General features: G+C 66.9%; 28 protein-coding genes. 17 read left to right on the top strand and 11 right to left on the bottom strand.

Annotated elements, in window-relative coordinates; all coding sequences use genetic code 11:
- Positions 1-57: 57 nt before the first annotated feature.
- On the top strand, positions 58-720 hold the full coding sequence (locus tag JNM03_RS12400; RefSeq protein ID WP_294036993.1) for a YggS family pyridoxal phosphate-dependent enzyme: 663 nt from the start codon (positions 58-60) through the stop codon (positions 718-720).
- Positions 721-751: 31 nt separating this feature from the next.
- Here JNM03_RS12400 and JNM03_RS12405 read toward each other — a convergent pair whose 3' ends face one another.
- Both JNM03_RS12405 and JNM03_RS12410 read right to left on the bottom strand, forming a co-directional pair.
- Positions 752-1,447, bottom strand: coding sequence for a hypothetical protein (locus tag JNM03_RS12405; protein WP_294036995.1), 696 nt, complete (start codon positions 1,445-1,447; stop codon positions 752-754).
- 64 nt (positions 1,448-1,511) lie between these two features.
- A complete protein-coding gene (locus JNM03_RS12410; RefSeq protein WP_294036997.1) occupies positions 1,512-2,039 on the bottom strand; it encodes a DUF4402 domain-containing protein in 528 nt (175 codons plus the stop codon).
- A gap of 97 nt (positions 2,040-2,136) precedes the next feature.
- Here JNM03_RS12410 and JNM03_RS12415 point away from each other — a divergent pair, with 97 nt between their 5' ends.
- The 5 genes from JNM03_RS12415 to JNM03_RS12435 all read left to right on the top strand — a co-directional run bounded on the left by JNM03_RS12415 (position 2,137) and on the right by JNM03_RS12435 (position 7,732).
- Positions 2,137-3,204, top strand: coding sequence for a type III polyketide synthase (locus tag JNM03_RS12415; protein ID WP_294036999.1), 1,068 nt, complete (start codon positions 2,137-2,139; stop codon positions 3,202-3,204).
- Positions 3,201-3,914 (top strand): methyltransferase domain-containing protein, encoded by a 714-nt coding sequence (locus JNM03_RS12420; protein WP_294037000.1) that lies wholly within the window; start codon positions 3,201-3,203, stop codon positions 3,912-3,914. Before JNM03_RS12415 ends, JNM03_RS12420 begins: the two co-directional genes overlap by 4 nt.
- Entirely contained in the window at positions 3,911-5,014 is a 1,104-nt protein-coding gene (locus tag JNM03_RS12425) for an FAD-dependent monooxygenase (RefSeq protein ID WP_294037001.1), read from the top strand. Before JNM03_RS12420 ends, JNM03_RS12425 begins: the two co-directional genes overlap by 4 nt.
- 92 nt (positions 5,015-5,106) lie before the next feature.
- Positions 5,107-5,514, top strand: a complete 408-nt coding sequence (gene msrB, locus JNM03_RS12430) for a peptide-methionine (R)-S-oxide reductase MsrB (protein ID WP_294037003.1) — start codon at positions 5,107-5,109, stop codon at positions 5,512-5,514.
- A 142-nt stretch (positions 5,515-5,656) separates the two neighbouring features.
- Positions 5,657-7,732, top strand: coding sequence for a transglycosylase domain-containing protein (locus JNM03_RS12435; protein WP_294037128.1), 2,076 nt, complete (start codon positions 5,657-5,659; stop codon positions 7,730-7,732).
- 39 nt (positions 7,733-7,771) lie between these two features.
- On the opposite strand, the gene JNM03_RS12440 is transcribed toward JNM03_RS12435, so the two are convergent.
- Genes JNM03_RS12440 through JNM03_RS12450 form a run of 3 tightly spaced genes read right to left on the bottom strand, consistent with a single transcriptional unit; the run spans position 7,772 to position 9,574 of the window.
- A complete protein-coding gene (locus JNM03_RS12440) occupies positions 7,772-8,491 on the bottom strand; it encodes a YgjP-like metallopeptidase domain-containing protein (protein WP_294037004.1) in 720 nt (239 codons plus the stop codon).
- Positions 8,481-8,927 carry a YcgN family cysteine cluster protein gene (locus tag JNM03_RS12445; protein WP_294037130.1) on the bottom strand — a complete coding sequence of 149 codons (447 nt, stop codon included), beginning with the start codon at positions 8,925-8,927 and terminating at the stop codon, positions 8,481-8,483. The genes JNM03_RS12440 and JNM03_RS12445 overlap by 11 nt, the downstream gene beginning before the upstream one ends.
- A gap of 2 nt (positions 8,928-8,929) precedes the next feature.
- The gene (locus JNM03_RS12450) at positions 8,930-9,574 is read right to left on the bottom strand and encodes an SCO family protein (protein WP_294037006.1); all 645 of its coding nucleotides are present in this window, start codon (positions 9,572-9,574) and stop codon (positions 8,930-8,932) included.
- A 91-nt stretch (positions 9,575-9,665) separates the two neighbouring features.
- On the opposite strand from JNM03_RS12450, the gene JNM03_RS12455 reads away from it, so the two are divergent.
- From JNM03_RS12455 to JNM03_RS12475, 5 genes are read left to right on the top strand one after another with little or no spacing between them, the layout of a single operon-like run.
- Positions 9,666-10,289: an ankyrin repeat domain-containing protein gene (locus JNM03_RS12455; protein ID WP_294037007.1), complete on the top strand. Its 624-nt coding sequence runs from the start codon at positions 9,666-9,668 to the stop codon at positions 10,287-10,289.
- A gap of 55 nt (positions 10,290-10,344) precedes the next feature.
- Complete coding sequence (gene ribB / locus JNM03_RS12460) at positions 10,345-11,616, top strand: 3,4-dihydroxy-2-butanone-4-phosphate synthase (protein WP_294037009.1); 1,272 nt, start codon at positions 10,345-10,347, stop codon at positions 11,614-11,616.
- A gap of 7 nt (positions 11,617-11,623) precedes the next feature.
- Complete coding sequence (locus tag JNM03_RS12465) at positions 11,624-12,475, top strand: DMT family transporter (RefSeq protein ID WP_294037010.1); 852 nt, start codon at positions 11,624-11,626, stop codon at positions 12,473-12,475.
- Between the two features lie 10 nt (positions 12,476-12,485).
- Positions 12,486-12,911, top strand: a complete 426-nt coding sequence (gene ribH / locus JNM03_RS12470; RefSeq protein ID WP_294037011.1) for a 6,7-dimethyl-8-ribityllumazine synthase — start codon at positions 12,486-12,488, stop codon at positions 12,909-12,911.
- Entirely contained in the window at positions 12,904-13,575 is a 672-nt protein-coding gene (locus JNM03_RS12475) for a hypothetical protein (RefSeq protein ID WP_294037012.1), read from the top strand. The genes ribH and JNM03_RS12475 overlap by 8 nt, the downstream gene beginning before the upstream one ends.
- A 61-nt stretch (positions 13,576-13,636) precedes the next feature.
- On the opposite strand, the gene JNM03_RS12480 is transcribed toward JNM03_RS12475, so the two are convergent.
- Positions 13,637-14,722, bottom strand: coding sequence for an alkene reductase (locus JNM03_RS12480; RefSeq protein WP_294037014.1), 1,086 nt, complete (start codon positions 14,720-14,722; stop codon positions 13,637-13,639).
- A 113-nt stretch (positions 14,723-14,835) separates the two neighbouring features.
- On the opposite strand from JNM03_RS12480, the gene JNM03_RS12485 reads away from it, so the two are divergent.
- Genes JNM03_RS12485 through JNM03_RS12510 form a run of 6 tightly spaced genes read left to right on the top strand, consistent with a single transcriptional unit; the run spans position 14,836 to position 19,660 of the window.
- Positions 14,836-15,747, top strand: a complete 912-nt coding sequence (locus tag JNM03_RS12485; RefSeq protein WP_294037016.1) for a DMT family transporter — start codon at positions 14,836-14,838, stop codon at positions 15,745-15,747.
- Between the two features lie 5 nt (positions 15,748-15,752).
- Complete coding sequence (locus JNM03_RS12490) at positions 15,753-16,418, top strand: COQ9 family protein (protein WP_294037018.1); 666 nt, start codon at positions 15,753-15,755, stop codon at positions 16,416-16,418.
- 54 nt (positions 16,419-16,472) lie between these two features.
- Complete coding sequence (locus JNM03_RS12495; protein ID WP_294037020.1) at positions 16,473-16,733, top strand: FeoA family protein; 261 nt, start codon at positions 16,473-16,475, stop codon at positions 16,731-16,733.
- Positions 16,730-18,589 carry a ferrous iron transporter B gene (locus JNM03_RS12500; RefSeq protein WP_294037022.1) on the top strand — a complete coding sequence of 620 codons (1,860 nt, stop codon included), beginning with the start codon at positions 16,730-16,732 and terminating at the stop codon, positions 18,587-18,589. The genes JNM03_RS12495 and JNM03_RS12500 overlap by 4 nt, the downstream gene beginning before the upstream one ends.
- Before the next feature lie 33 nt (positions 18,590-18,622).
- On the top strand, positions 18,623-19,177 hold the full coding sequence (ssb, locus tag JNM03_RS12505; protein ID WP_294037024.1) for a single-stranded DNA-binding protein: 555 nt from the start codon (positions 18,623-18,625) through the stop codon (positions 19,175-19,177).
- A 12-nt stretch (positions 19,178-19,189) separates the two neighbouring features.
- Positions 19,190-19,660, top strand: coding sequence for an MmcB family DNA repair protein (locus JNM03_RS12510; RefSeq protein WP_294037026.1), 471 nt, complete (start codon positions 19,190-19,192; stop codon positions 19,658-19,660).
- A gap of 6 nt (positions 19,661-19,666) precedes the next feature.
- Here JNM03_RS12510 and JNM03_RS12515 read toward each other — a convergent pair whose 3' ends face one another.
- The 5 genes from JNM03_RS12515 to JNM03_RS12535 form a co-directional block, all read right to left on the bottom strand.
- On the bottom strand, positions 19,667-19,993 hold the full coding sequence (locus tag JNM03_RS12515) for a hypothetical protein (RefSeq protein ID WP_294037028.1): 327 nt from the start codon (positions 19,991-19,993) through the stop codon (positions 19,667-19,669).
- A gap of 16 nt (positions 19,994-20,009) precedes the next feature.
- Complete coding sequence (locus JNM03_RS12520; protein WP_294037029.1) at positions 20,010-20,624, bottom strand: riboflavin synthase; 615 nt, start codon at positions 20,622-20,624, stop codon at positions 20,010-20,012.
- 7 nt (positions 20,625-20,631) lie between these two features.
- A complete protein-coding gene (ribD, locus tag JNM03_RS12525) occupies positions 20,632-21,576 on the bottom strand; it encodes a bifunctional diaminohydroxyphosphoribosylaminopyrimidine deaminase/5-amino-6-(5-phosphoribosylamino)uracil reductase RibD (RefSeq protein ID WP_294037132.1) in 945 nt (314 codons plus the stop codon).
- Between the two features lie 29 nt (positions 21,577-21,605).
- Positions 21,606-22,085: a hypothetical protein gene (locus JNM03_RS12530; RefSeq protein ID WP_294037031.1), complete on the bottom strand. Its 480-nt coding sequence runs from the start codon at positions 22,083-22,085 to the stop codon at positions 21,606-21,608.
- Positions 22,086-22,345: 260 nt separating this feature from the next.
- A complete protein-coding gene (locus tag JNM03_RS12535) occupies positions 22,346-22,807 on the bottom strand; it encodes a thioesterase family protein (protein WP_294037032.1) in 462 nt (153 codons plus the stop codon).
- Positions 22,808-22,812: the final 5 nt, after the last annotated feature.

Here is a 22,812-nt window from a genome sequence, read left to right on the forward strand (position 1 = left end):
CCTTTCTATAGGCGCGTCGCGGGCGCACGCAACGCGCGCTCTTCTGGGGACAAGCATATGGTAGATGCGGCAGACAGGCTGGCTGGAGTGGCGGCGACGATCGCGCAAGCGGCGAAGCGCGCGCACCGGCACGCGGGAGACATCGACCTGATCGCCGTATCGAAAACCCACGGCGCCGACGCGATCCGCCCGCTGATCGCCGCGGGCCAGCGCCATTTCGGTGAAAATCGCGTGCAGGAAGCCGCCGCCAAATGGCCTGACCTTCGTACGGAAGCCGATGGCATCACGCTCCACCTGATCGGGCAGCTTCAGTCGAACAAGGCCGACGAGGCGGTTGCGCTGTTCGATGCGATCCATTCGGTCGATCGTCCGTCGCTGGTGCAAGCGCTGGCGAAAGCCTGCGAAAAGGCGGGCAAACAACCGCTCCTGTTCGTACAGGTCAATGTCGGCGACGAGGAACAGAAGGGCGGCTGCGCGGTCGCCGACCTTCCCGCGCTGCTCGCCGCCGCGGATGCCGCGCACCTCAAGATCGAGGGTCTGATGGCTATTCCGCCGGCCGACGTCGAACCCGCGCCCTATTTCGCGCTTCTCGACGAGCTCGCCGAGCGCCACGGTCTGCCGCTGCGTTCGATGGGGATGAGCGGCGACTATGAAACCGCGGTCATGCTGGGCGCAACGCACGTTCGGGTCGGCACGGCGCTGTTCGGGACGCGCTCCTGAAAAAACCCACGGCGCACTCCGGCCGGCGCGATCAAACGATCCTCAACGCCCCGCGCCGTTCGCGGACGATCCAGTCGCGCGCCTGATCCAGAAAGGTCGATACCGACCCATCGAGGTTGCGGGTCAGGAAGCCACTGCCCCTGGCTATGGGGTGCTCCTCGCTCTTGCTAATCCGGCAGAGGTTTAAGGCCGTTTCGGTTTGCCCGGCAAGGATGTGGAGGCAGATCGCCAGCACGCGCTGTTGACCGAAAAGATCGGCTTTCGCTGGCAACGCCGCAAGCATCGATTCGATGGAAATGCTTTCGAGAAGCTCCGCGGCTTGCCGGCCCGCCGAGCGCAAAACCTCGGCGGCGAGCGACTCCACATCGGTCAGGTCGAGCCCGACATGGCTGTCGATCGTGGCGGGCCGCAGTACCCACGCGCCGTTTGCCCGAAACGAAAGCGGGAGCGATCGATTCTCGCCGACCCCGACAATATCCCAAAAGAGCGGGTCGAGCGCCATCGGCTTGACCAGAAGCCGAAGCGCCGCCCCGCGCCCCCACAAGAGGCACGGAAACCCATCGACGAACCAGTCGCCTGCCTGGCGAAATATCCAGCCACCCGCATAGCGCCAATTCGCGGCGCGCGCCTGACGCCTGAGCGCGGCCGTGAAATCCTTGCCGCGCTGCCTCGACGCGCGTTGCTGCTCGCGCGTCAGCTTGTCGGGCCATAGCGGAATTTCGCTCATTGCGCCTGCTTGTCACGGGCGCCATCGAGTTTCCAGCCCCATGTTCGAACGCCCGACTACACCGTCACTGATATTCCACCGTCACCGGAATCCGGCCGCGATAGTCCCCGCCCGACGCGCCCGCGACCTGCAACCGTCCGCCGAAACGGAACTGCAGCCTGCCGTCGGAGCCAAGGCGTGGCGCGGGGCTGAGGTCGGTGGCAAGACCGACGACGCGCGCGGTGCGGCCATCGCCGCTTTCAAGATCGACCGTCGCGGGCATAAAGACGCGCACTTCGGCGCCGGGCTCGCCACTGACGGTCACGACCCCGGAGAGCGCGAAGCCGCCCAGGTCGACGACGCTTCCGCGCAGGCGCCGTGCACCGGTCAGCGGGTCGATTTCGACTTCTCCGCCCGCCGCGCCGACCGCAATACGGCCCATGTCGAGCTGGGTTTCCACCTCGACGCGCAAGGGGGTTTCGGCCTTGCGGCCGGCCGTTGCCGGACCCGCATCATCCTTGCCGCAGAGCAAGCACTGGGCCAAAGCCGGCGCCGAGGCCCCAAGGGGCGCGGCAAGGGCCAGGAAGAGGCCGAGGGTCGGGCGCAGTTTCACATCTGTCGCCATAGCGCCATCATGGTTAATCCACAGTAAAGCGAAACGGGCGCTTATCCGCTGGCGGCAGTCCCTGTTTAGGTCTAACCAGCGCCCAATGAGCACCCCCCCGCTCCCCTGGCTCAATGCCCTTGCCACCGCCGTTCCGGATCATGACATCCACCAGGCCTTCATCGACTGGGCGACCCCGCGCCTGACCGGCGATCGTGTCCGCGCTCTCTTCGGCCGAATGGCGGCCCGTTCGGGAATCGCGCACCGCTGGTCGGTGCTGCCGCCGACCCGCGACGGAGGATCGCCCGTCGCCCCGGGTGGATTCTACGATGTTCCCGGCCTGCCGCCGACGTCGGCACGCATGGCCGCTTACGCGGCGCACGCCCCCGCGCTGGCGATGCAGGCGATCACAAACCTGGTCGATGCCTTCGATGCATCGCTCGTGACGCATATCGTCGTCGCGAGCTGCACGGGCTTCGTTGCGCCGGGGATCGACCAGATCCTCGCGCGGCAGCTGGGCCTGTCGCCGTCGGTCGAGCGCGTCCTGATCGGGTTCATGGGCTGCTATGCCGGGATTACCGCGCTGCGGACCGCGCGCCATATCGTCCGGTCGCAGAGCGATGCGGTGGTACTGGTCGTCAGCGTCGAATTGTCGACGCTGCACCTGCAGATCGAAGATCAGCCCGAACCCATGCTCGCGATGCTCCAGTTCAGTGACGGGGCCGCCGCCGGGATCGTGTCGGCCCGACCCGGCGGGTTCCAGCTCGGCGACGGGATCAGCCTCGCGCTCGACGACAGCGCCGATCTCATTCGCTGGGACATCGGCGATACCGGGTTTGCCATGCATCTGTCGGGCGAAGTTCCCGGGCGATTGCGCGAAGCGCTGGCCGCGCCCGTCGTGCGCGAGCAGTTGTTCGACGGCGGCCATCCGCCGGCGCTGCTTGCGGTTCATGCCGGCGGGCGGTCCGTGCTCGACGCGGTCGAACACGCGCTCGCGGTTCCGCCGGACGCGCTTGCCGACAGCCGCTCGATCCTCGCCCGCTTTGGCAATATGTCTTCGGCGACGATCCTGTTCGTGATAGCCGAGATGATGGCGCGCGGCGAGAAAGGGCAGGGGATTGCGATCGCTTTTGGCCCCGGCCTCGCGGCCGAGGCGATCCGGTTCGCGGCATGAACCCCTTCGCCAGCCTCGCCGAGCCGATCGCGCGCGAGGAGGAAATGGACGCCGCCGAGTTGGCGCCTGCCCGCTATGCCAAGGTCCTGGCCGACCTGTCGCGCGTCAACACGCTGACGCTCGCGCGGCGGCCCACGGTCGGCTTTCTCGATCGCGTTCGCGCGCGCGGCACCGGAACAAAGCCGTGGCGCATCCTCGACGTCGGCTTTGGCGCGGGCGACATGCTGGTGGCGATCGCGCGTTGGGGCAAGGCGCGCGGCGTGCCGCTGGACCTCGTCGGCGTCGACCTCAACCCCAAGAGCGCGCCAGTGGCGAAAGCGCGGCTCGATCGGCGTGCCACGCTGATCACCGGCGACTACCGCGACCTGGCGGGGGAGGAATGGGACATCATTCTCTCCAGCCTCGTCACGCACCATATGACCCCCGACCAGCGGGTCGCTTTCCTGCGCTTCATGGACCGCGAGGCCGCGCGGGGCTGGCTGGTCAACGACCTGCACCGCCAGCGCCTGCCCTTCGCGGGTTTCCCGTTGCTCGCGCTGCTGGCGCTTGCCGACCCGATCGTGCGGCGCGACGGGCAATTGTCGGTCGGACGCAGCTTTCGCCGCGCCGAATGGCAGACGATGCTGGCCGAGGCCCTGCCGGACACCGCCGCCGCGTGCCGCGTCTTTCGCAGCTTTCCCTATCGACTCTGCGTCGAGCGCGTCCGGTGACCGACGCAATCGTCGTCGGCGCCGGACCCGCCGGGTCGGCGGCGGCGATCGGGCTGGCGCACGCGGGCGCACGAATATTGCTGCTGGAACGCGCGCGTGAAACCGGCGATGCGCTGTGCGGCGGGTTCCTGAGTTGGCAGACGCTCGAACGCCTGGCTGCGCTCGGTATCGACCCGGACGCCCTCGGCGGGCAAAGCGTACGCCGCGTGCGGCTGTTTGCAGGCAAGCGATCGAGCGAAACCGGGCTGCCGGGCGCCGCCATGGGTGTGTCGCGCCGTCGACTCGACAGCGCGCTGCAAGCCGCCGCGATCGCTGCCGGAGCAGGATTCGAACCCGGCGTTCATGCCACAACGCTGGCAGACGGCGTGGTCCAGACACGCGACGGCGCTGCGCTGGCCGCGCCGTCGGTCTTCCTTGCGGCGGGCAAGCACGGCTTTCGCGGTTTTCCCCGCGAACCCGCCGCCTGGCAGCGTGCCGACCCCGTCATGGGACTACGGCTGAGGCTGCCCGCACATCCGACGCTCGACCGGCTGGTGGCGGATGCGGTCGAACTGCACCTCTTCGATCGCGGCTATGCCGGGCTCGTCCGGCAGGAGGACGGCAGCGGCAATCTTTGCCTTGCGGTCCACAAGTCGCGGCTTGACGAGGCGGCCGGCGACCCTTCGGCTCTGCTCCGCACGCTTGGCGACAGCCTTCCCCATCTCGGCGAGCGCCTCGCGTCGGCAGACGAGCGCGGGACGGTCGATGCGATCGGCCACGTCCCTTACGGGTGGCGCACCGCCGAAACCGCGCCCGGCCTGTTCCGGCTGGGCGATCAGGCCGGCGTCATCCCTTCGCTGGCCGGCGAAGGCATGGGGCTCGCGCTCGCGAGCGCGGGAGGAGCGGTCGCGGCGTGGCGTCACGGCGGCACCGGCGCGGCGCCGGTCTTCCAGAAAGCGCTGTCGGCCCGCATGACGCGGCCCTTCGCACTCGCCAATCTTGTCTGGCGCGTCGGCGAAAACCCCCATGTCGCCGCGTCCATGACGGCGCTCGCCTCACTTATTCCGGGACTGGTTCGAATGATCTCGCAAGCGACCCGTATCGACGCCGACCGCGCCTAGCGCTCTTGCGGCGGCGCCGTATCGGACCGATATGGGCAGCAACATCGCCGCAGCCGTTCCGAGCGGCCGTCCGATCCGAAAGGAGACCTGCCATGACCGATCCCCAAACCGACAAGGCGCTCGACCCGATGGCGCATCATGTGCTGCGCGAAGGCGGCACCGAACGCGCCTTCACGGGCAAATATACCAATCACAAGGGCGACGGCGTCTATCGCTGCGCCGGCTGCGGCGAGCCGCTGTTCGACAGCCGCACCAAATATGACAGCGGGTCGGGCTGGCCAAGCTATACTGCGCCTGCGGCCGACAGTGCGGTCAGCGAACATCGCGACGTCGGTCACGGCATGGTCCGCACCGAAGTGCGCTGCGCGAAATGCGAAGGGCATCTGGGTCATGTGTTCCCCGACGGTCCCGGGCCGACAGGCCTGCGGTACTGCATCAACAGCGCGGCGCTTGACTTCGCGGAGCGCGGGCAGGATGAGGCTGACACCGGCAAAGGTTAACCAATCTACCGGGTGACGCAGCGGGGCTCCGCAAGGGAAGGAATTTTCAGCTTTGCGCCGCGAACGAGAGCAGGCATCTCCGGCTAAATCATCATCGGCAGGCAAGGGGGGCGGCGCGCCCGCTTCCGGGTCGCGCTTTCGTATCTGGCTGCGGCGGCTTTTCCGGTGGGGCCTTGGCCTTGCCTTTGTCGGCGCGGTCGCGATTGCGGTCGCCGTCGGCATCGCGGTGCAGCGCATCCCGAGTTTCGAGGAACTCAAGAAGTCGCCGGCCGGCCAGACGATCCGCGTCCATGCCGCCGACGGCACCGTCTTCCTGTCGCTCGGGCCCAATTACGGGCGCTGGCTAACGTTGCGCGAAACGCCACAGGTCATGCAGGACGCGATGGTCGCGGTCGAGGACCGGCGCTTCCGTTACCATCCGGGCATCGACCCGGTCGGCATGTCGCGCGCCGCCGTGTTCGCCGCGCGCCACTATGGCACCGGCCGCCGGATGCAGGGCGCCTCGACGATCACCCAGCAGCTCGCGCGCAACATCTTCCTGTCGAACAGCTATACCTGGACGCGCAAGGCGCGCGAGATGGTGCTGGCGATGGCGCTCGAATGGAAATTCTCGAAGGACGAACTGCTCGAACTCTATCTGAACAAGGTCTATTTCGGCGGCGGCAGCTATGGCATCGACGCCGCGTCGCGCCGTTTCTTCGGGCACAGCGCCACCGAAATGTCGCTGTCCGAAGCCGCGGTCGTCGCGGGGCTGGTCAAGGCGCCGTCGCGTTACTCGCCGACCGCCGATGCACAGGCCGCGCTCGGCCGCGCCGACGTCGTCCTGGCGGTGATGGTCGATGCCGGCGTGATCACGCAGTCGCAGGCCGACAGCGCCAAGCCTGCGAACGTCCAACTGGCACAGGAGACGGGCCAGAACAGCGCGCGCTATTTCTCCGACTGGGCGCTGCCGCAGCTCGACATGCTGATCGACGAAGGCGCCGAGGCGCTCGACGTCTATACGACGATCGACCTCGACATGCAGCGCGCGGCAACCGCCGCGATCCAGGCCGATACCCCGAAGGGCGTGCAGGGCGCGCTCGTCTCGCTCGATCGCGACGGCGCGGTGCGCGCCATGGTCGGGGGAACCGACTATGTCAGCTCGAACTACAATCGCGCGACGCAGGCGATGCGCCAGCCGGGATCGGCGTGGAAGCTGTTCGTCTATATGGCCGCGCTCGAATCGGGCTATAAGGTCAGCGATCAGGTCGTCGACGAACCGGTGACGATCAACGGCTGGTCGCCCCGCAACTCTTCGGGACGCTTCGCGGGCACCATGGATCTGCGCACCGCCTTCGCTTATTCGGTCAACACCGTCGCGGCGAAGCTGGGCGACGAGGTCGGCTTTTCGGCGGTCGCCAACATGGCGCGCCGGTTCGGCATCACGACGCCGATCAACACCCATCCCTCGATGGTCCTCGGCAGCGCGGAAGTGCGTGTCATCGACATGACCGCCGCCTTCGCCGCGGTCTCGCGCAAGGGCGTGTCGGTGGAACCCTATGGCATCACCAAGGTGACGACCGCCGACGGCCGGTTGCTCTATCAACGCCCGGCCGAGCGCGGCCAGGTGCTGGTCGACAATTGGGTCGCGGCGGGCATTACCGACCTGCTCCAGACCGCGGTCAATACCGGCACCGGCAAGGCGGCGCAGATCGGCCGCCCCGTGGCCGGCAAGACCGGCACGACGTCGAGCAACAAGGACGGCTGGTTCCTCGGCTTTTCGAGCGGGTTGACCACGGGCGTCTGGATGGGCCGCGACGATGCAAAGCCGGTCGGCGGTCTGCAAGGCGGCCGGGCGCCGGCCAAGGCCTTTGCCGATTACATGCGTGTCGCGGTCGCGCGGCGCCCGGTCGAGGCCTTCGACACCGAGGTGAAGCTGCCCGACTGGCAACTGGAAGACGAAGGCGACGCCTATATGGGCGAACCGGGTTCCGAAGGACTGGTGGACGAGAATGGCATGCCCATCGAGCTGCCCTCGGCCGCACCTCCGCCCGACGGCGATGCCGCGCCGTCACAGGAAGGCGATGGTCCGGTGCTCAACCAGCAATGGATCGAGGAACAAACGGGCCGCCGCCCGGCCGACAACGGCACCCCGAAAAACGCCCCGCCGCCGAAGCAGACGCCGATCCCGCTGATCAAGGGCCAGCCGCAGCGCGCGCCGGCCGGCGAGGGGAATTAGGGCGCTGAATTCCTCATGCCGGCAGGCGGCAGGAGGGCGTCAGTCGAAACGATAGCGGTGCAGCCCGCGCCCTTCGCGGCGCAGCCAGGCCCGCGCGGCGCCGACGTCGCCATCGTGCAGTTCATCGACCAGCGCGTGGAACGCCGGGCCATGGTCCATATGGCGAAGGTGCGCGACCTCGTGCGCGACCGTGGCGCGGCGAACATGATCGGGCGCCATCACCAACCGCCAGCTGTAACGAAGGTCGCCATCGTGGGTGCAGCTACCCCAGCGGCTGCGCGGATCGCCGACTCCGATACGGCCGATGCCGAGCCCCGCACGGCCTGCGATCTCGCGGCTCTCGTGCGTCATGACCTCGAGCGCGGTCGCCTTCAACCACCGTTCGATGCGGCGCCCGACGGTGTCGGCAGGGCCGCCGACACTCAGCGCCGCCACCTCCAGCCGGACGGCGCGCGGCGCGGCGGGCGACCAGTCGACCTGCCGCTCGATCCCGAAGACGGGCACCGAGGCGCCCGGTGCGACATGGACCGGCGCGGCCGCCTTGCCGACCTGCTCGCTCAGCCAGTCCTGCTGCTCGCTTGCCCATTTGAGCGCGCGCGTCGGGCTCGCGCGGCGCGGCAGCGTGAGACGAAGCTCGCCGCGCGCACCGTCGAAGACGAGCTTGTAGCGGCGCGACTGGGCATGATGGACGAGCCGGACCGGCCAGACGGTTTCCCCGACCCGAATATGCGGCCCGTCGGCGTCGGGGTTAAACGACACGTTCGACAAGATGATTCTCCAGCGGTCCAGCCACAGCCTCGCCGACCGTCCAGCCGACGATCGATTCGCCTGCACGATGAACGGCGCCGCGGTCGCCGCAAACCAGATAATGCCAGTCGGGCAGGGCCTCGCCTTCGGCGCGCAGTCGATAGGCACAGGTTTGCGGCAGCCATTCGATGTCGGCAACCTTTGCCTTGGTCAGGGTCAGGCAGTCGGGGACATGGCGGCGGCGATGCTTGTAGTCGCCGCAGCGCGCCGTCGCGAGGTCGAGCAGGCGGCACGCAACATTGGTCGGATAGATCCGACCGCTGTCTTCATCCTCCAGCTTGTGGAGGCAGCATTTGCCGCAACCGTCACACAACGCCTCCCACTGCCCCGCGTCGAGGCTGGCAAGCGGCGCTTCCCAGAAGGGGCGTTCGGATGTCGCCCCGGCCATCGCTACCTGACCCACTTCGCCAGCTCGGCCGCGACCTTGTCGGGCGCGCCTTCGTCAGGGTCGGTCGACGGATCGTCGAGCGGCAACAGCGCGAGCGGCTTGCCTTGCGGATCCATCAGGAAGGCGAGCTGGCTGTGCGCCATCAGATAGCGATCGGGCGCGGAGCCGGGCACCTTGTTGTAGGTGACGACATAGGCTTTCGCGACGGCCGCGATCTGTTCGGGCGTTCCGGTAAGGCCGATCAGACGCGGGTGATAGCGGCCGACGAAGGATTTGAGCGCGGCGGGCGTGTCGCGTTCGGGGTCGACGGTAATGAACATCGGCACGACCTTTGCGCCGCGCGCGGCGTCCGTCTTTTCGAACTGCGACAGGCCGCGCATCAGCTTCTGGACGTCGACAGGGCAGATGTCGGGGCAAAAGCTGTAGCCGAAATAGACAAGGCGATACCGGCCCGCGAAGGCGGCATCGGTCACGGTCTTGCCATCCTGGTCGGTCAGCGTGAACGGCCCGCCGATCTTCGCGCCGGCGAGCGGCGGTTCGGCACTTGGCGCACCCGCCGGCGCGTTGCACCCGGCGAGCATCGCCGCCATAATCAGGAGCAGGCTTGAACGGACAGGCTTTTGCCCCATAATATCGATGTTCATCATGCGGCCAGCCTTGATCGGCTAGACCATGAAAATCAACCTTTGTCGTCGCCCGCGCGACGCACAGTCCGATAGTATCAGGGGTCCCCCAGCCATGTTTCGACGCGCGGAATTCCGCCTCGCCTCCTTCGCCCTGCTCGCCGCCGCAACGCTCGGCGCCCTTGTCGCAAGCCCTGCCCTTGCGCAGTTCCGCGGCGGATATGCCTTTCTGCAGGCGGTCGACAGCCGCGACGGCGCCAAGGCGACCAGCGCGTTGAAAGACGACCCGTCGCTGATCAACACCAAACATCCCGACACCGGCGAAACCGCGCTGACCATCTCGACCAAAAGGCGCGATATCCAGTGGGTACGCTTCCTGCTGAGCAAGGACGCCGATCCGTCGATCGGCGATCGTCAGGGCGTCACACCACTGATGCACGCCGCGCTGCTCAATTTTGCCGAAGCGGGCGAAGCGCTGCTCGGCGACAAGGCACCTGTCGACCAGACCAACCGACGCGGCGAAACCGCGCTGATCCTGGCCGTGCAGGCCAAGAACAGCGCGATGATTCGCCTGCTCGTGCGCAACGGCGCCAACCCCGACAAGGCCGATCATATCGCGGGCATGTCGGCGCGCGATTATGCGAAGCGCGACGACCGCAGCGGGACGATTCTCGCGATGCTCGATGCCAAGGCCGACACCCCGGCGCGCGATCCGGGAGCAGCTTTCGGCCCCAAGTGACGTTCGATGTGACACTTGGATTGACAATCACATTGTGATGTGAAAAATGCGCGGCATGTCCACGCAACTCATCGATCGTATCCGCGCCATCGTCGAAGACGGAGCCATGTCCCGGTCGGGACTGGCGCGCGCCGCGGGTCTCCACGCCAACAGCCTCCGCGATCTTGATTCGGACGGCTGGAACCCCACCGCCGACACGCTGCGCAAGCTCGAAAACTGGCTTGCCCATGGCAGCGACCTGTCACCGATGGCGACACCCGAGGAGATCATTGCCGAAGCACGCAACGGTCGCATGTTCATCCTTGTCGACGACGAGGATCGCGAGAATGAGGGCGACCTCGTCATTCCGGCACAGATGGCGACCCCTGATGCCGTCAACTTCATGGCGACGCACGGCCGGGGGCTGATCTGCCTGACGCTGACCAAGGCGCGCGTCGACCAGCTTGGCCTCGAACTGATGAGCCGCAACAACGGCACGCGCCACGAAACGGCCTTCACAACCTCGGTCGAGGCGCGCGAAGGGGTGACCACCGGCATATCGGCCGCCGATCGCGCGCGGACCGTCTCGGTCGCGATCGACGCCTCGAAGGGTCGCGACGACATCGTCACCCCTGGTCACGTCTTTCCGCTGATCGCCCGCGACGGCGGCGTGCTCGTGCGTGCCGGCCACACCGAAGCGTCGGTCGATATCGCGCGCCTCGCGGGATTGAATCCGTCGGGCGTGATCTGCGAAATCATGAACGACGACGGTTCGATGGCGCGGCTCGACGATCTGATCCCTTTCGCGCGGCGCCACGGACTCAAGATCGGGACGATCGCCGACCTGATCGCCTATCGCAACCGCACCGACCGGCTGGTCGAATGCGTGGCCGACGAGCCGTTCGAATCGGATTATGGCGGCGACTGGCGGCTCAAATCCTATCGCAACAAGGTCGATGGAACGGTCAATCTGGTCCTGCAGAAAGGCGCCGTCGATCCCGGCGGCGTCACGCTCGTCCGCATGCATCCGGTGTCGATCTTCGACGACATCATGGGCCGCCCCGGCCCGAAGAAACGCCGTCTGCAGCGTTCGATGGACGCCGTCGGCGAAGCCGGCGCGGGGGTGATCGTCATGCTGATGCGCCCGCTTCCCGGATCGGCCGACGCCGATGCGACCCCGCCTGCCGGGGGCATGGACCTGCGCACCTATGGCATCGGGGCCCAGATCCTTGCCGATCTTGGCGTGCACGCGATGGAACTGCTCACCCCCTCGCACAACAATCTCGTCGGCCTCGAAGGCTATGGCCTGTCGGTCGTCGGCGAACGATCAATCCCCGGAGAAGCCTGATCCACCGGTGAGTCAGTCGCTGGGCATCGGATTCGCGATCATTGCCGCGCTGACCACCGCTTCCTCACATGCGTTGCTCAAGGCGGGTGAGGATCAGGAAGCGGTGCGGGCGCTGTGCGGCTTTACCTGGGCCGCTGCGGCGGCCGGTCCGCTGATCGTCCTGGGCTGGCCGACGCCGGCGACGCAGCCGTGGCTCGTCGCGGCGGTCGTCCTGCACAGCATCTATTCGATGGCGCTGACCCGTTCCTACACCCTCAACGATTTTTCGGTCGCTTTCCCGATCGCACGGGGCACCGCGCCGCTGGTTGCCGTTGGCGGCAGCGCCCTGCTGTTCGCCGAAATCCCGAGCACCGGAGAGCTGGCCGGCGTCGTCGCGATCAGCGCCGGCATCCTTTCGTTGTCGGCCGGCGGCCGTATCGGGCGGGCGGGGATGCTCGCAGCGCTGACCGCCGGAGTACTCACCGCTGCCTATACCGTCGTCGATGCAGGAGGGATGCGGGCGAGCGACGGGGTTCTGCCCTTTTTATGCTGGTTCTTCTTCGCCACGGGAATCGCGCTGCTGGTCCAGTTCCGGATCGCAGCCGGTCCTGCCGCCGCAGCCCGCATGCGCCGCGACCTGCGCCCAGGCATCGCGGCGGGGCTGCTTGCCATCGTCAGTTTCGGATCGACCCTCGTCGCGCTGCGCTACGCTCCGGTCGCCGTCGTCAGCGCGCTGCGCGAAACCTGTATCCTCGTCAGTATCCTCATCGCCTGGCTGTGGATGAAAGAACGGGTGACACGCCACAGCCTGACCGCCGCCGTTCTGATTGCGGCCGGTGTACTGCTTTTGCTGCTTTCACATCTTTCCCCGTCCCCCTAAGGAGTCCGTCATGGCCCATGTTTTGATCGTCGAAGCCCGCTTCTATTCACACCTCAACGACATGCTGCTCGACGGCGTGCGCAGCGCGCTTGATGCCGACGGGCACAGCCACGAGACGGTGACCGTGCCCGGCGCGCTCGAAGTGCCGGCGGCGGTGTCGCTGGCGGCGGATAGCGGGCGCTACGACGCCTATGTCGCGCTGGGTGTCGTCATTCGCGGCGAAACCTATCACTTCGAAGTCGTCTCGAACGAGAGCGCGCGTGGCATCATGGCGCTGACGCTCGACGGGCTGGCGATCGGCAACGGCATCCTTACGGTCGAAAACGAGGAGCAAGCGCTTGCACGCGCCGACAAGACGCGCAAGGATAAGGGCGGCGAAGCGGCAAAGGCCGCCCTCGCGATGCTGGCTTTGAAGGAACAATTCGGCATTGGTTGATCGTCCGCCTCCCAGCCGCTTTTCCGTCGTCGAACGCGGCGGACGGCTGGTGGTGATCGACAAGGAAACCGGCCAGACGCCGCTGAGCGCCGCCGAACGCATGGATCTTTACGATCGAAACCGGGGTATCGAACCGATCCGGCCGGCCAGGACGACTGTTCCCCGCGAAGCCCCCACGGCCACCCTCACCGAAAAGCTGCCGACACCGAACGCGCAGCCCGCACCTGACCAACATCATGCACCGCCCGCTTCGGCCGGAAAGGATGGAAAAGCCCGCATCGCGGCCGCCATTGCCGAACGCAACAAGCGGCCGTGGACCCAAAAGCCGTCCGATCGGCCCGCGCTGAAATCGACGTCGAAACCCGCCCGCACCGAAAGCCGGCCGGCCGCGCAACCCGGTGGACAGCGCAAGACGATCGTCACCGGAAAATGGTGGGATTCAAAAGGACCGCGCACGATCGAACTCGGTCCGAAAGGCCAGCAGACGCTGAGCGGCGGGTTCGTCACGCTGGTCTTCGCGCTTCTCGCCGCCGCGATCATCGCGCTCTTCGTCGAGCCGATCCTGCTGTTCGTGGGCGGCTTCCTGCTGTTCCGCTTTGGCAGTCACATATTGGGGCCGATCGGAGCCGGAATCGTCGACAAGGCGCTCGCCGAACGAAATTAGGCCCGGCGGCCGCCCCCACACTCAGGCAAGGACGGCCGCCGGGCCGAATCGGGTTCGACGCTCAGGCCGGAACCAGCGCCGGATAGTCGATATAGCCTTCGGGACCCGGAGCGTACCAGGTCTGCGGATTGTCGGCCGCCCATTCAGCGCCGGTGCGGATCCGTTCGACGAGGTCGGGATTGCCGATGAACGGCCGGCCGAAAGCGATCGCGTCAGCAAGGCCGCTGGCCAGTGCGTCTTCGGCAAGCGCGACGTTGTAATCGCTGTTGAGGATCAGCGGTCCCTTGAAGGCGCGCCGGATCGCGGGCGACTGTTTCGGCACGTCGGTATTGCCGAACGTCCCGTCGGGACCGGGCTCACGCAGTTCGAGGAAGCCAATGCCGAGCGTATCGAGCGCAGCGGCGGCCGCGGTGAACAGCGGTTCGGGGTTGCTGTCATCGACACCCTGCGAATCGCCGTTGGGCGACAGGCGCACCGAGACGCGGCCCGCGCCCCAGACTCCGACCAGCGCGTCGGTCACTTCGCGGAGCAGGCGAATGCGGTTTTCAACCGGCCCGCCATAATCGTCGTCGCGCAAGTTGCTGTTGTCGCGCAGGAACTGGTCGATCAGATAGCCGTTCGCGCCGTGCAGCTGGACGCCGTCGAAGCCGGCCTTCTTCGCATTTTCGGCCGCGGCCACATAATCGGCGATCAAGCGCGGAATTTCATCGAGGCGAAGCGGACGCGCGACTTCCAGGTCGCGGCGGCCGACGGGGGTATGCGCACGTCCAGCACCCTGCGTCGCCGATGCCGACACCGGCTGCTTGCCGTCGTTGAAGACCGAGTGGACAAGCCGCCCCATGTGCCAGAGCTGCGCCACGATGCGTCCGCCCGCAGCATGGACCGCCTCGGTCACCGGCTTCCAGCCTTCGACCTGCGCGTCGGTCCAGAGCCCCGGCGCGCTGGGCCAGCCAAGCCCTTCCTGCGAAATTCCCGTCGCTTCGGAAATGATCAGCCCCGCCGAGGCGCGCTGGCGATAATATTCGAGCGCGAGCTCGTTCGGCACAAACCCCGGTCCCGCCCGGCCGCGCGTCAGCGGCGCCATGACGATGCGGTTCGGCGCCTCGATGGCGCCCAGCTTGATCGGATCGAATAGCGATACGGTCATGTTTCCTCCACGTCTCACTTTCCTGGCGACGGCCCCATCGGTCGCCGCTATGGCCCGCGAAGCTATGGACGTCGCGCTGCCAAGACAATGGTGCGTAGCAAAAGAAAATCTAAATGACAGCGAAGATCGAAAGCGTCGACCCAACGTCCGAAGCCGGCGCACCCGCGGGCCGCTGGGCATTTTCCGCCCTTGTCGGCGGCAATCTGGCGCTGTCCCTCACCGCCATGGTCGTGCGCTTTGCCGACACCGGGCCGATGGCCGTGGGGGTGTGGCGGCTGACGCTGGCATTGCCGATACTGTTGCTGTTGATGTGGCGCGAGACCGGCGGCCGGCAGCCGTCCGGACGGGCGCTGTCGATCGCCGCCGGTGCGGGGATATTCTTCGGACTCGACCTCGCCGCCTGGCATATCGGCATCCTCCAGACCAAGGTCGCCAATGCGACGCTGTTCGGCAACAGTGCCAGCCTGTTGCTCGTGATCTGGGGCATCCTTCTGTCGCGCACCCTTCCGCGCGGCTGGCAGGCCCTCGCGATCCTTCTCTCTTTCGCGGGGTCCGCGCTGCTGATGGGGCAAAGCTATGAGGCATCGTCGGCCTATCTGGTCGGCGACCTGCTGAGCCTGCTCGCGGGCGCGTTATACACCGGCTATGTGCTGATGATGCAGCGTGTGCGCGGCGAGATCGGACCATGGTCGGCGCTTGCCATCTCGTCGGCCGCGGGCATTCCGATCCTGCTCGGCGCGGCGGTAGCGCTGGGCGAGACGATCCTGCCGAACGACTGGACCCCTCTTATCGTCCTCGCGCTGATGAGCCAGCTCGTCGGGCAGGGCCTGCTGATCTGGGCGCTGCCGCGTTTCTCGCCCCTCGTCATCGGATTGACCTTGCTCGTCCAGCCGGTCGTCGCCGCGATCGCTGGCTGGCTGATCTTCGGCGAGACGCTGAGCGCAACCGAAATCTTTGGCGGCTCGCTTGTGGCGGCCGCGCTTGTATTGATCCGGTTGCCGAGCCGCGCGGCGCGGCCTATCTGATGGCCATGGTTCAGCCCCTGCCCGCCGACCCGACCCTTGACGAGATTCGCGCTGCGCTCGCGCCGCTGATCGCGGACACCGCCGCCTTCGACGGCTTCAGCCAAGCGGCGCTTACCGATGCCGCGCAGCGGCTCGGCGTCGACGCCGACGTCGCTCGTCTCGCCTTTCCGGGCGGCGGGCGCGACATGATCGACGCCTGGTTCGCGGCCATCGATGCGGCGATGGCCGACCGCTGGCCCGCCGAAGCGCTTGCGACGCTGAAGATTCGCGAACGGATCACCACGCTGGTCGAAGCACGCATCGACCTGCTTGCGCCGAACCGCGAATCGCTTCGCCGCGCGCTCGCCCTGCTGGCGCTGCCGACCAACGCGCCCCACGCCGCCAAACTGGGCTGGCGCGCCGCCGACCTGATGTGGCGCCTTGCGGGCGACACCGCGACCGACTTCAACCACTATAGCAAGCGCACGATTCTTGCCGCGGTCTATGGATCGACGATGGCGGTGTTCCTGAACGACGAAAGCGAAGATTTCACCGAAACGCGCGCCTTTCTGGCGCGGCGGATCGAACAGGTGATGCACTTCGAAAGCTGGAAGCACCGACGCGCCGCGCGCAGCATCGAACGCCCCAGCCTCGCGCGCTTTGTCGGGCGGCTGCGCTATCCGGGACGGTGACCGGATTCGATAAAGAACTGGCGCCGCGCGAGCGATATTGATAATCGCTCGCAAATGACTGCTTTGCTCGGGAATGTGTTGGATCGGGCGCCGCTCGGCGTCACGGTGCGGATCGCGCGGATCGACTGGGATGCGATGTCGGACGATGAAGGCCGGCGGCTGCGCGAATTCGGGCTGATGGAAGGGTGCGAAGTGACGCCCCGTCATCGCGGCAGCCTCTTCTCCCACGAGCCGCTGGCACTGACCATCGGGCGCATGCAGGTGATCATTCGCGGCAAGCAGGCGGCGGCGATCGAGATCGAGCCGGCCGCATGACCGCCGCCATTCCCTCGATCGCACTGGTCGGCAACCCGAACGCCGGCAAATCGAGCCTGTTCAACGCCCTGACCGGCGCACGGCAGAAGATCGCCAATTATCCGGGGGTGACCGTCGAACGCAAAGCGGGGCATGCCAGTTTCGCCGACGGGCGCCCGATCGCGCTGATCGATCTGCCGGGAACCTACAGCCTCACCCCGGCAAGTCCCGACGAAGCGGTGACCCGCGACGTGGTGCTGGGCCGGCAAGCCGGCGAGGCCCGGCCCGACGCGCTGATCGTCGTCGTTGACGCCGCGAACCTCGACAATCACCTGTGCTTCGCGCTGGAACTCCTCGCGCTCGGGCTACCGACGGTGATCGCGCTCAACATGCTCGATCTCGCCGAGCGTGACGGGCTGACGCTCGACCCGGCGCGCCTGTCGCGCGAACTTGGGGTCCCGGTCGTCCCGACCGTGGCGGTGCGCAAGCGCGGGCTGACCGAACTGCTGGCGGCCGTCGATGACGCGATCCGTTCGCACCAGCCGCGCGACGCCGTTCCCGCCCCGCAAACCGATGCCTCGCTGCACCAGCGCGCCCGCGCGCTCGCCAGCGCCGCAATCGTGACCGAAACCCCGGTGCGGCGATGGACCCAGCGCGTCGATGCGGTCGTGCTGCATCCGGTCGCCGGGCTCCTGATCCTGCTCGCGCTGATGTTCGTGATGTTCCAGGCGGTCTACGCCTGGGCTGGCCCGCCCGCCGACGCGCTCGAAGCAGGCGTCGGCGTTCTGCAATCCTGGGTCATCGACACGCTGCCCGAGAATTTCGTTCGCGACCTGATCGTCGAGGGGCTGCTGGCCGGCGTCGGCGCCGTCGTCGTCTTCCTGCCGCAGATTCTGATCCTGTTCCTGTTCATCCTGCTGCTGGAAGCGTCGGGATACATGACGCGCGCGGCCTTCCTGATGGATGGGCTGATGGCGAAAGTGGGGCTGTCGGGCCGCGGGTTCATCCCGCTGCTCTCCAGCTTCGCCTGCGCTGTCCCCGGCATCATGGCGACCCGCGCGATCCCCGACGAAAAGGATCGGTTGACGACGATCCTGATCGCACCGCTGATGACCTGTTCGGCGCGGCTCCCCGTCTATGCGCTGATCATCGCCGCCTTCATTCCCGATCGCACCGTCTCCGGTCTTCCCATCGGCTTGCAGGGGCTGGTGCTGTTCGGCCTGTATCTGTCGGGCATCGTCGGCGCGCTGGTCGTTGCCTTCGTGCTTCGCCGCACCGTTGCCAAGGGCAATGCCGCCGGCTTCATGATGGAAATGCCGCGTTACCAGATGCCGCAGTGGCGCGACATCGCGCTGGGCCTGTGGCAGCGCGCGTGGATATTCCTGCGCCGCGCCGGAACGATTATCGCGATGACCACGGTCGTCCTCTGGCTGTTGCTGAGCTTTCCCAAAGCGTCCGAAGGCGAAAGCCAGGTCGAATACAGCGTCGCCGGGCGGATCGCGAGCGGCCTTGAGGTCGTCGTCAAGCCGATCGGTTTCAACCATGACATCGCGCTCGCGCTGATCCCCGCGATGGCGGCGCGCGAGGTCGCGGTGTCGGCGATGGCCACCGCCAATGCGATCGACGCCGACGGCGACGAGGATGCGATGGCCGAGACGCTGGGCGAACGGCTTCAGGGCAAATGGAGCCTCGCGACTGCGCTCGCCTTCCTCGCCTGGTTCGTGTTCGCGCCGCAGTGCATTTCGACGATCGCGATCACCCGGCGCGAGACCAATGGGTGGAAATGGCCGCTCTTCATGGTTGGCTATTTGTTCGTGCTCGCCTATGCCGCTGCTGGTATCACTTACTGGACGGCCGTCGCCTTCGGACTCGGCTGATCCTCCCACTTTTCAAGCGGAGCGGAGCAGCGGATGGCTGGCAGCGTCAACAAGGTAATTCTCATCGGCAACCTCGGCGCCGATCCCGAAATCAAGTCGTTCCAGAATGGCGGCAAGATCGCCAATATCCGCATCGCGACCAGCGAGCAGTGGAAGGACCGGATGACCGGCGAGCGCAAGGAGCGCACCGAATGGCACAATGTCGTCATCAACGGCGACGGACTGGTCGGGGTGGTCGAGCGCTACCTGAAAAAAGGTTCGAAGGTTTACATCGAAGGCAGCCTGCGCACGCGCAAATGGCAGGATCGTGACGGCAACGACAAATATACGACCGAGATCGTGATCGCGGGAATGGGCGGTACGCTGACCATGCTCGACGGCGCCCCTGGCGGCGGTGGAGGCTCACGCGGCGGCGATAGCTGGTCACAGGGCGGCGGATCGTCGGGCGGCTGGGATCAGGGCGGCGGCTCAGGCGGAAGCGCGGGCGGCGGCGGCTCGGGCGGCGGCTGGAACCAGGGCAGCGGTGGAGGCTCGGGCGGCGGACGTCCGCCGTTCGACGACGATCTGGACGACGACGTCCCGTTCTGAGGATAGCGACGCATGGCGACTGAGCTGCTGACCGCCGCGGATGTCGCGCGCGGCGTATGTCGCCTGTTCGCGCAGCAGGGGCTGGTCGCGATTCCCGAGGTCACGCTGCCGAACGGCCGGCGCACCGACCTCACCGCGATCGATGCCAGGGGCCATATCACGATCGTCGAGATCAAGGTGAGCCGCGCCGACTTGCATGGCGACGGCAAATGGCCCGACTATTGCGACTGGTGCGACCATTTCTATTGGGCGCTTGCCGCCGGGCTCGACCCCGCGATCCTCGAAACCGAGGGCTATCGCCCCGAAAGCTCGGGGCTGATCGTCGCCGACCGCTATGGCGCGGCGGTTGTGCGCGAGGCAGCAAGCTGCAACCTGGCGCCCGCGCGCCGCAAGGCCGAGCTGCTGCGCATCGGCCGGATCGCGATGCGACGCTCGATGCTGGCTGCCGACCCCGAACTCGCAGCGAGCTGGATCGAAGGCTAGCGCCCGCTAGAGCGGCTCGGTGCGCTCATAGTAAAAGCACCAGAAGATCGCGGCGCCCGACATGGCGATCCAAAGGATCAGGCCGAGCCACAAGCTTGCCCCCATCGTCAACGGCATCCCGACAAAGACAATCGCGAGCGCCAACGAAAACAGCGCTCCTCGCAGAAATGTCTTTCGGGGGCGCCGCGTCCGCGTTTCGACATGCTCGATCGCGAAACCGAATGCCACGACGATAGCCGTGAGCACGGTGTCGAAAGCGTCGATCCCGCGGCGCAGGAAATTCAGCAGGAAAAGCGTCGCAGCCGCCAGCCATACCGCATAGCGCCACCGCATCAGGCGCGGCTCACCGTCATCCCCGCGCCTGCATCCGCGCGAGGTAGCGCGCGAGGATGTCGATCTCCAGATTGACCAGGCGCCCGGCTGCCGCTTCGTTCAGCGTGGTCATCTCCTGCGTGTGCGGGATGATGTTGAGCGTGAAATGCGCGGTGCCGTCGGCTTGGTCGGTCACGTCGTTGACGGTCAGCGAGACGCCGTCGACGGTGACCGATCCCTTGGCCGCGATATGCGCCGCAAGATCGCCCGGCGCCGCGATCACGACGCCCACACTGTCACCGACGGGCGTGACCGAGACGATACGACCGACACCATCGACATGGCCGGTGACGATATGCCCGCCAAGCTCGTCGCCGATCCTGAGCGCACGCTCGAGATTGAGGCGGCGTCCGGCATCCCACATGCCCGGCGCAGTGCAGGCCAGCGTTTCGGCACTGGCGTCGATCGCGAACCAGTGGCCGGCGGCATCGCTGCCCTTGTCGACGACGGTCAGACACGCGCCCGAACAGGCGATCGACGCGCCAAGGTCAATCGTCGCCGTGTTATAGGCGGTACCGATGACAAGCCGCGTGTCGCCGCGATCTTCGCGGCTGCGGATGGTGCCGATGTCGGTGATGATGCCGGTGAACATATGAACCTCAATCCCTTCGGGTCCGCTCGTAGACGTCGAGCCGGTCGCTGCCAAGCAGGCGGCTGTCGACAAGGCGCCAGCGGTCATGCGCGTCGGCAAGGTCGCCGAGCCCGATGTCACCGAGCGCGGGGCGACCGCCGCCGATCAGGATGGGCGCACGGTAGAGCAGGAGGCGATCGACGCGATCGGCAGCGAGAAAGGCGGCCGCCGCGCCGGCTCCGCCCTCGACCAGCACCGAATCGAGGCCCGTAACGGCCTCTGGCGATGCGACCGCGGCCCAGCCCTCGGGCGCGGTTCCGCGCGTCAGCAGCAGCTTGTCCGGGCTGCGCTTCTCAAGCCCCGGCAACCGGACGTCGAGCCGCGGCGCGTCGATGTCGAGCGTCCGACGTCCGACGAGAATCGCCTGATGTCCCGCACGTTCGAGATGACCGTGCGCGCGGGCGCGCGGGCCGGTGATCCAGCGGCTCGATCCGTCGGCGAGGGCGATGCAGCCGTCGAGCGAGGTTGCCAGCTTGAGGGTGACGAAGGGCCGCGCCGCGACTTGCCGCGTCCACCATGGCGCCATCGCCGCGCGCGCGTCGGCCGTCAGGACATCAGTCACGACTTCGACCCCCGCGGCACGCAGTCGCGCGATTCCCGCGCCGTCGGTACGCGGATCGGGGTCCTGCGAGGCGATCACGACGCGCGACACGCCGGCCGCAATCAGCGAATCGGCGCACGCCGGTCCCCGCATGCTTTCATGCGCGCAGGGTTCAAGACTGACATAGGCTGTCGCACCGCGCGCGCCGGCGCCCGCGACCGCCAATGCCGCCGCTTCGGCGTGCGGCCGGCCGCCAGCACCGGTCCAGCCACGCGCGACGACCCGACCATTTCGAACAATCAGGCAGCCGACATTCGGATTGGGCGCCGCGCCGGGCCGCGCACGCCGCGACAGCGCGATGGCGACCGCCATCCAGTCGGTATCGGCCGGGGCGCGCCGCATCAGGGCCTGACGTCACCCGTCGTAGCGGGTTTCGGACCGCGCGCGGCGCGTTCGGCAAGCGTCGAGCGGGTCTTCGGCAGCTCGGGCTTCTTCATCGCTGCCGCCGCGGCGTCCGCGCCCAGCGTCTCGCGCGTCACGCGGTCTGCCTCGGTCGAATCATATTCGATCCCCAGGCCTTCGGCGAGCCGCTGATACTCGGCGCGCGTCTGGGCGTTGCGGAGCGTCGTTGCCTTTGCACGCGCGACCCATTCGGCGCGAATCTCGGCCTCGCTGCGGTCCTTCGTCCAGTTCTCGAAATAGAGGATCGACGGCCTGGGCTTTTCATAGGGGATCAGATAGGTCGAGAAGCCCCAGAAAATGACGATCGGTGCCACGATCGCGACACCCCAGCTCGCCCAGCGATGCGGGCGCGGTTCGCGGATATAGGTCCAGAAGTCGGACACACCGCCGGTCACATCCCAATGGTTGAACATTCCCATGCGCCCAATCTAGGCGATGTCGCGGCAATTTGCGAGAGGGCGAAGATTGCGCGCACTGCAAACCGAACCGCATCACGATTGCAAAAAATGCAACAATAAATGCTCTTTTCGCAGTTGCAACAATTTTGGTGCAGTGCAATATGAGCATGCCTTTTAGGCATCCTCTCCCAAAACTTTCATGGGCCACCCTCGGGTGGCCCTTTTTTTTCGACCTTTTTGGTGGAGAAACGCGATTCGGTTCGAATCGCCGCGCGATCGAATCACGCCTGAAGGGGCGTCCGGGTCTCGAATCGCCGCACCTCGGCAATGAAGCTGCCCGGCAGCGGGGTCGGCTGTCCGCTGTCGTTATCGAGATGGGCATAGCGAATCTCGATATCGGTCAGCCGCTCCATACCGCGAAAAATCCCGCAATGGAGCGTGAAACTGGCGCGCCCGAACGCGCTTATCCGCGCCGCTATGGTGATCAGCTCATCGAGCCGCGCAGGTGCGTGATAGTCGATCTCGCAATGCGTCTCGCGAATATCTGTACCATATTGGTGAAAATAGGGGCCGGGCTGCCCCTCGCCCAGCGCGCGAAAATATTCGGTAACCCCGATGTCGGCGTACACGAGATAATTGGCGTTGAAGACGATGTTCTGACCGTCGATTTCGTTGAAGCGCACGCGAACCTTTTCCTGCACGCGGAAGTCCGCGAGCGGCACAGCGCTGCGATGGTCGGTCATGTGGG

The organism is Sphingopyxis sp. (assembly GCF_016793825.1).
Taxonomy (GTDB): Bacteria; Pseudomonadota; Alphaproteobacteria; order Sphingomonadales; family Sphingomonadaceae; genus Sphingopyxis.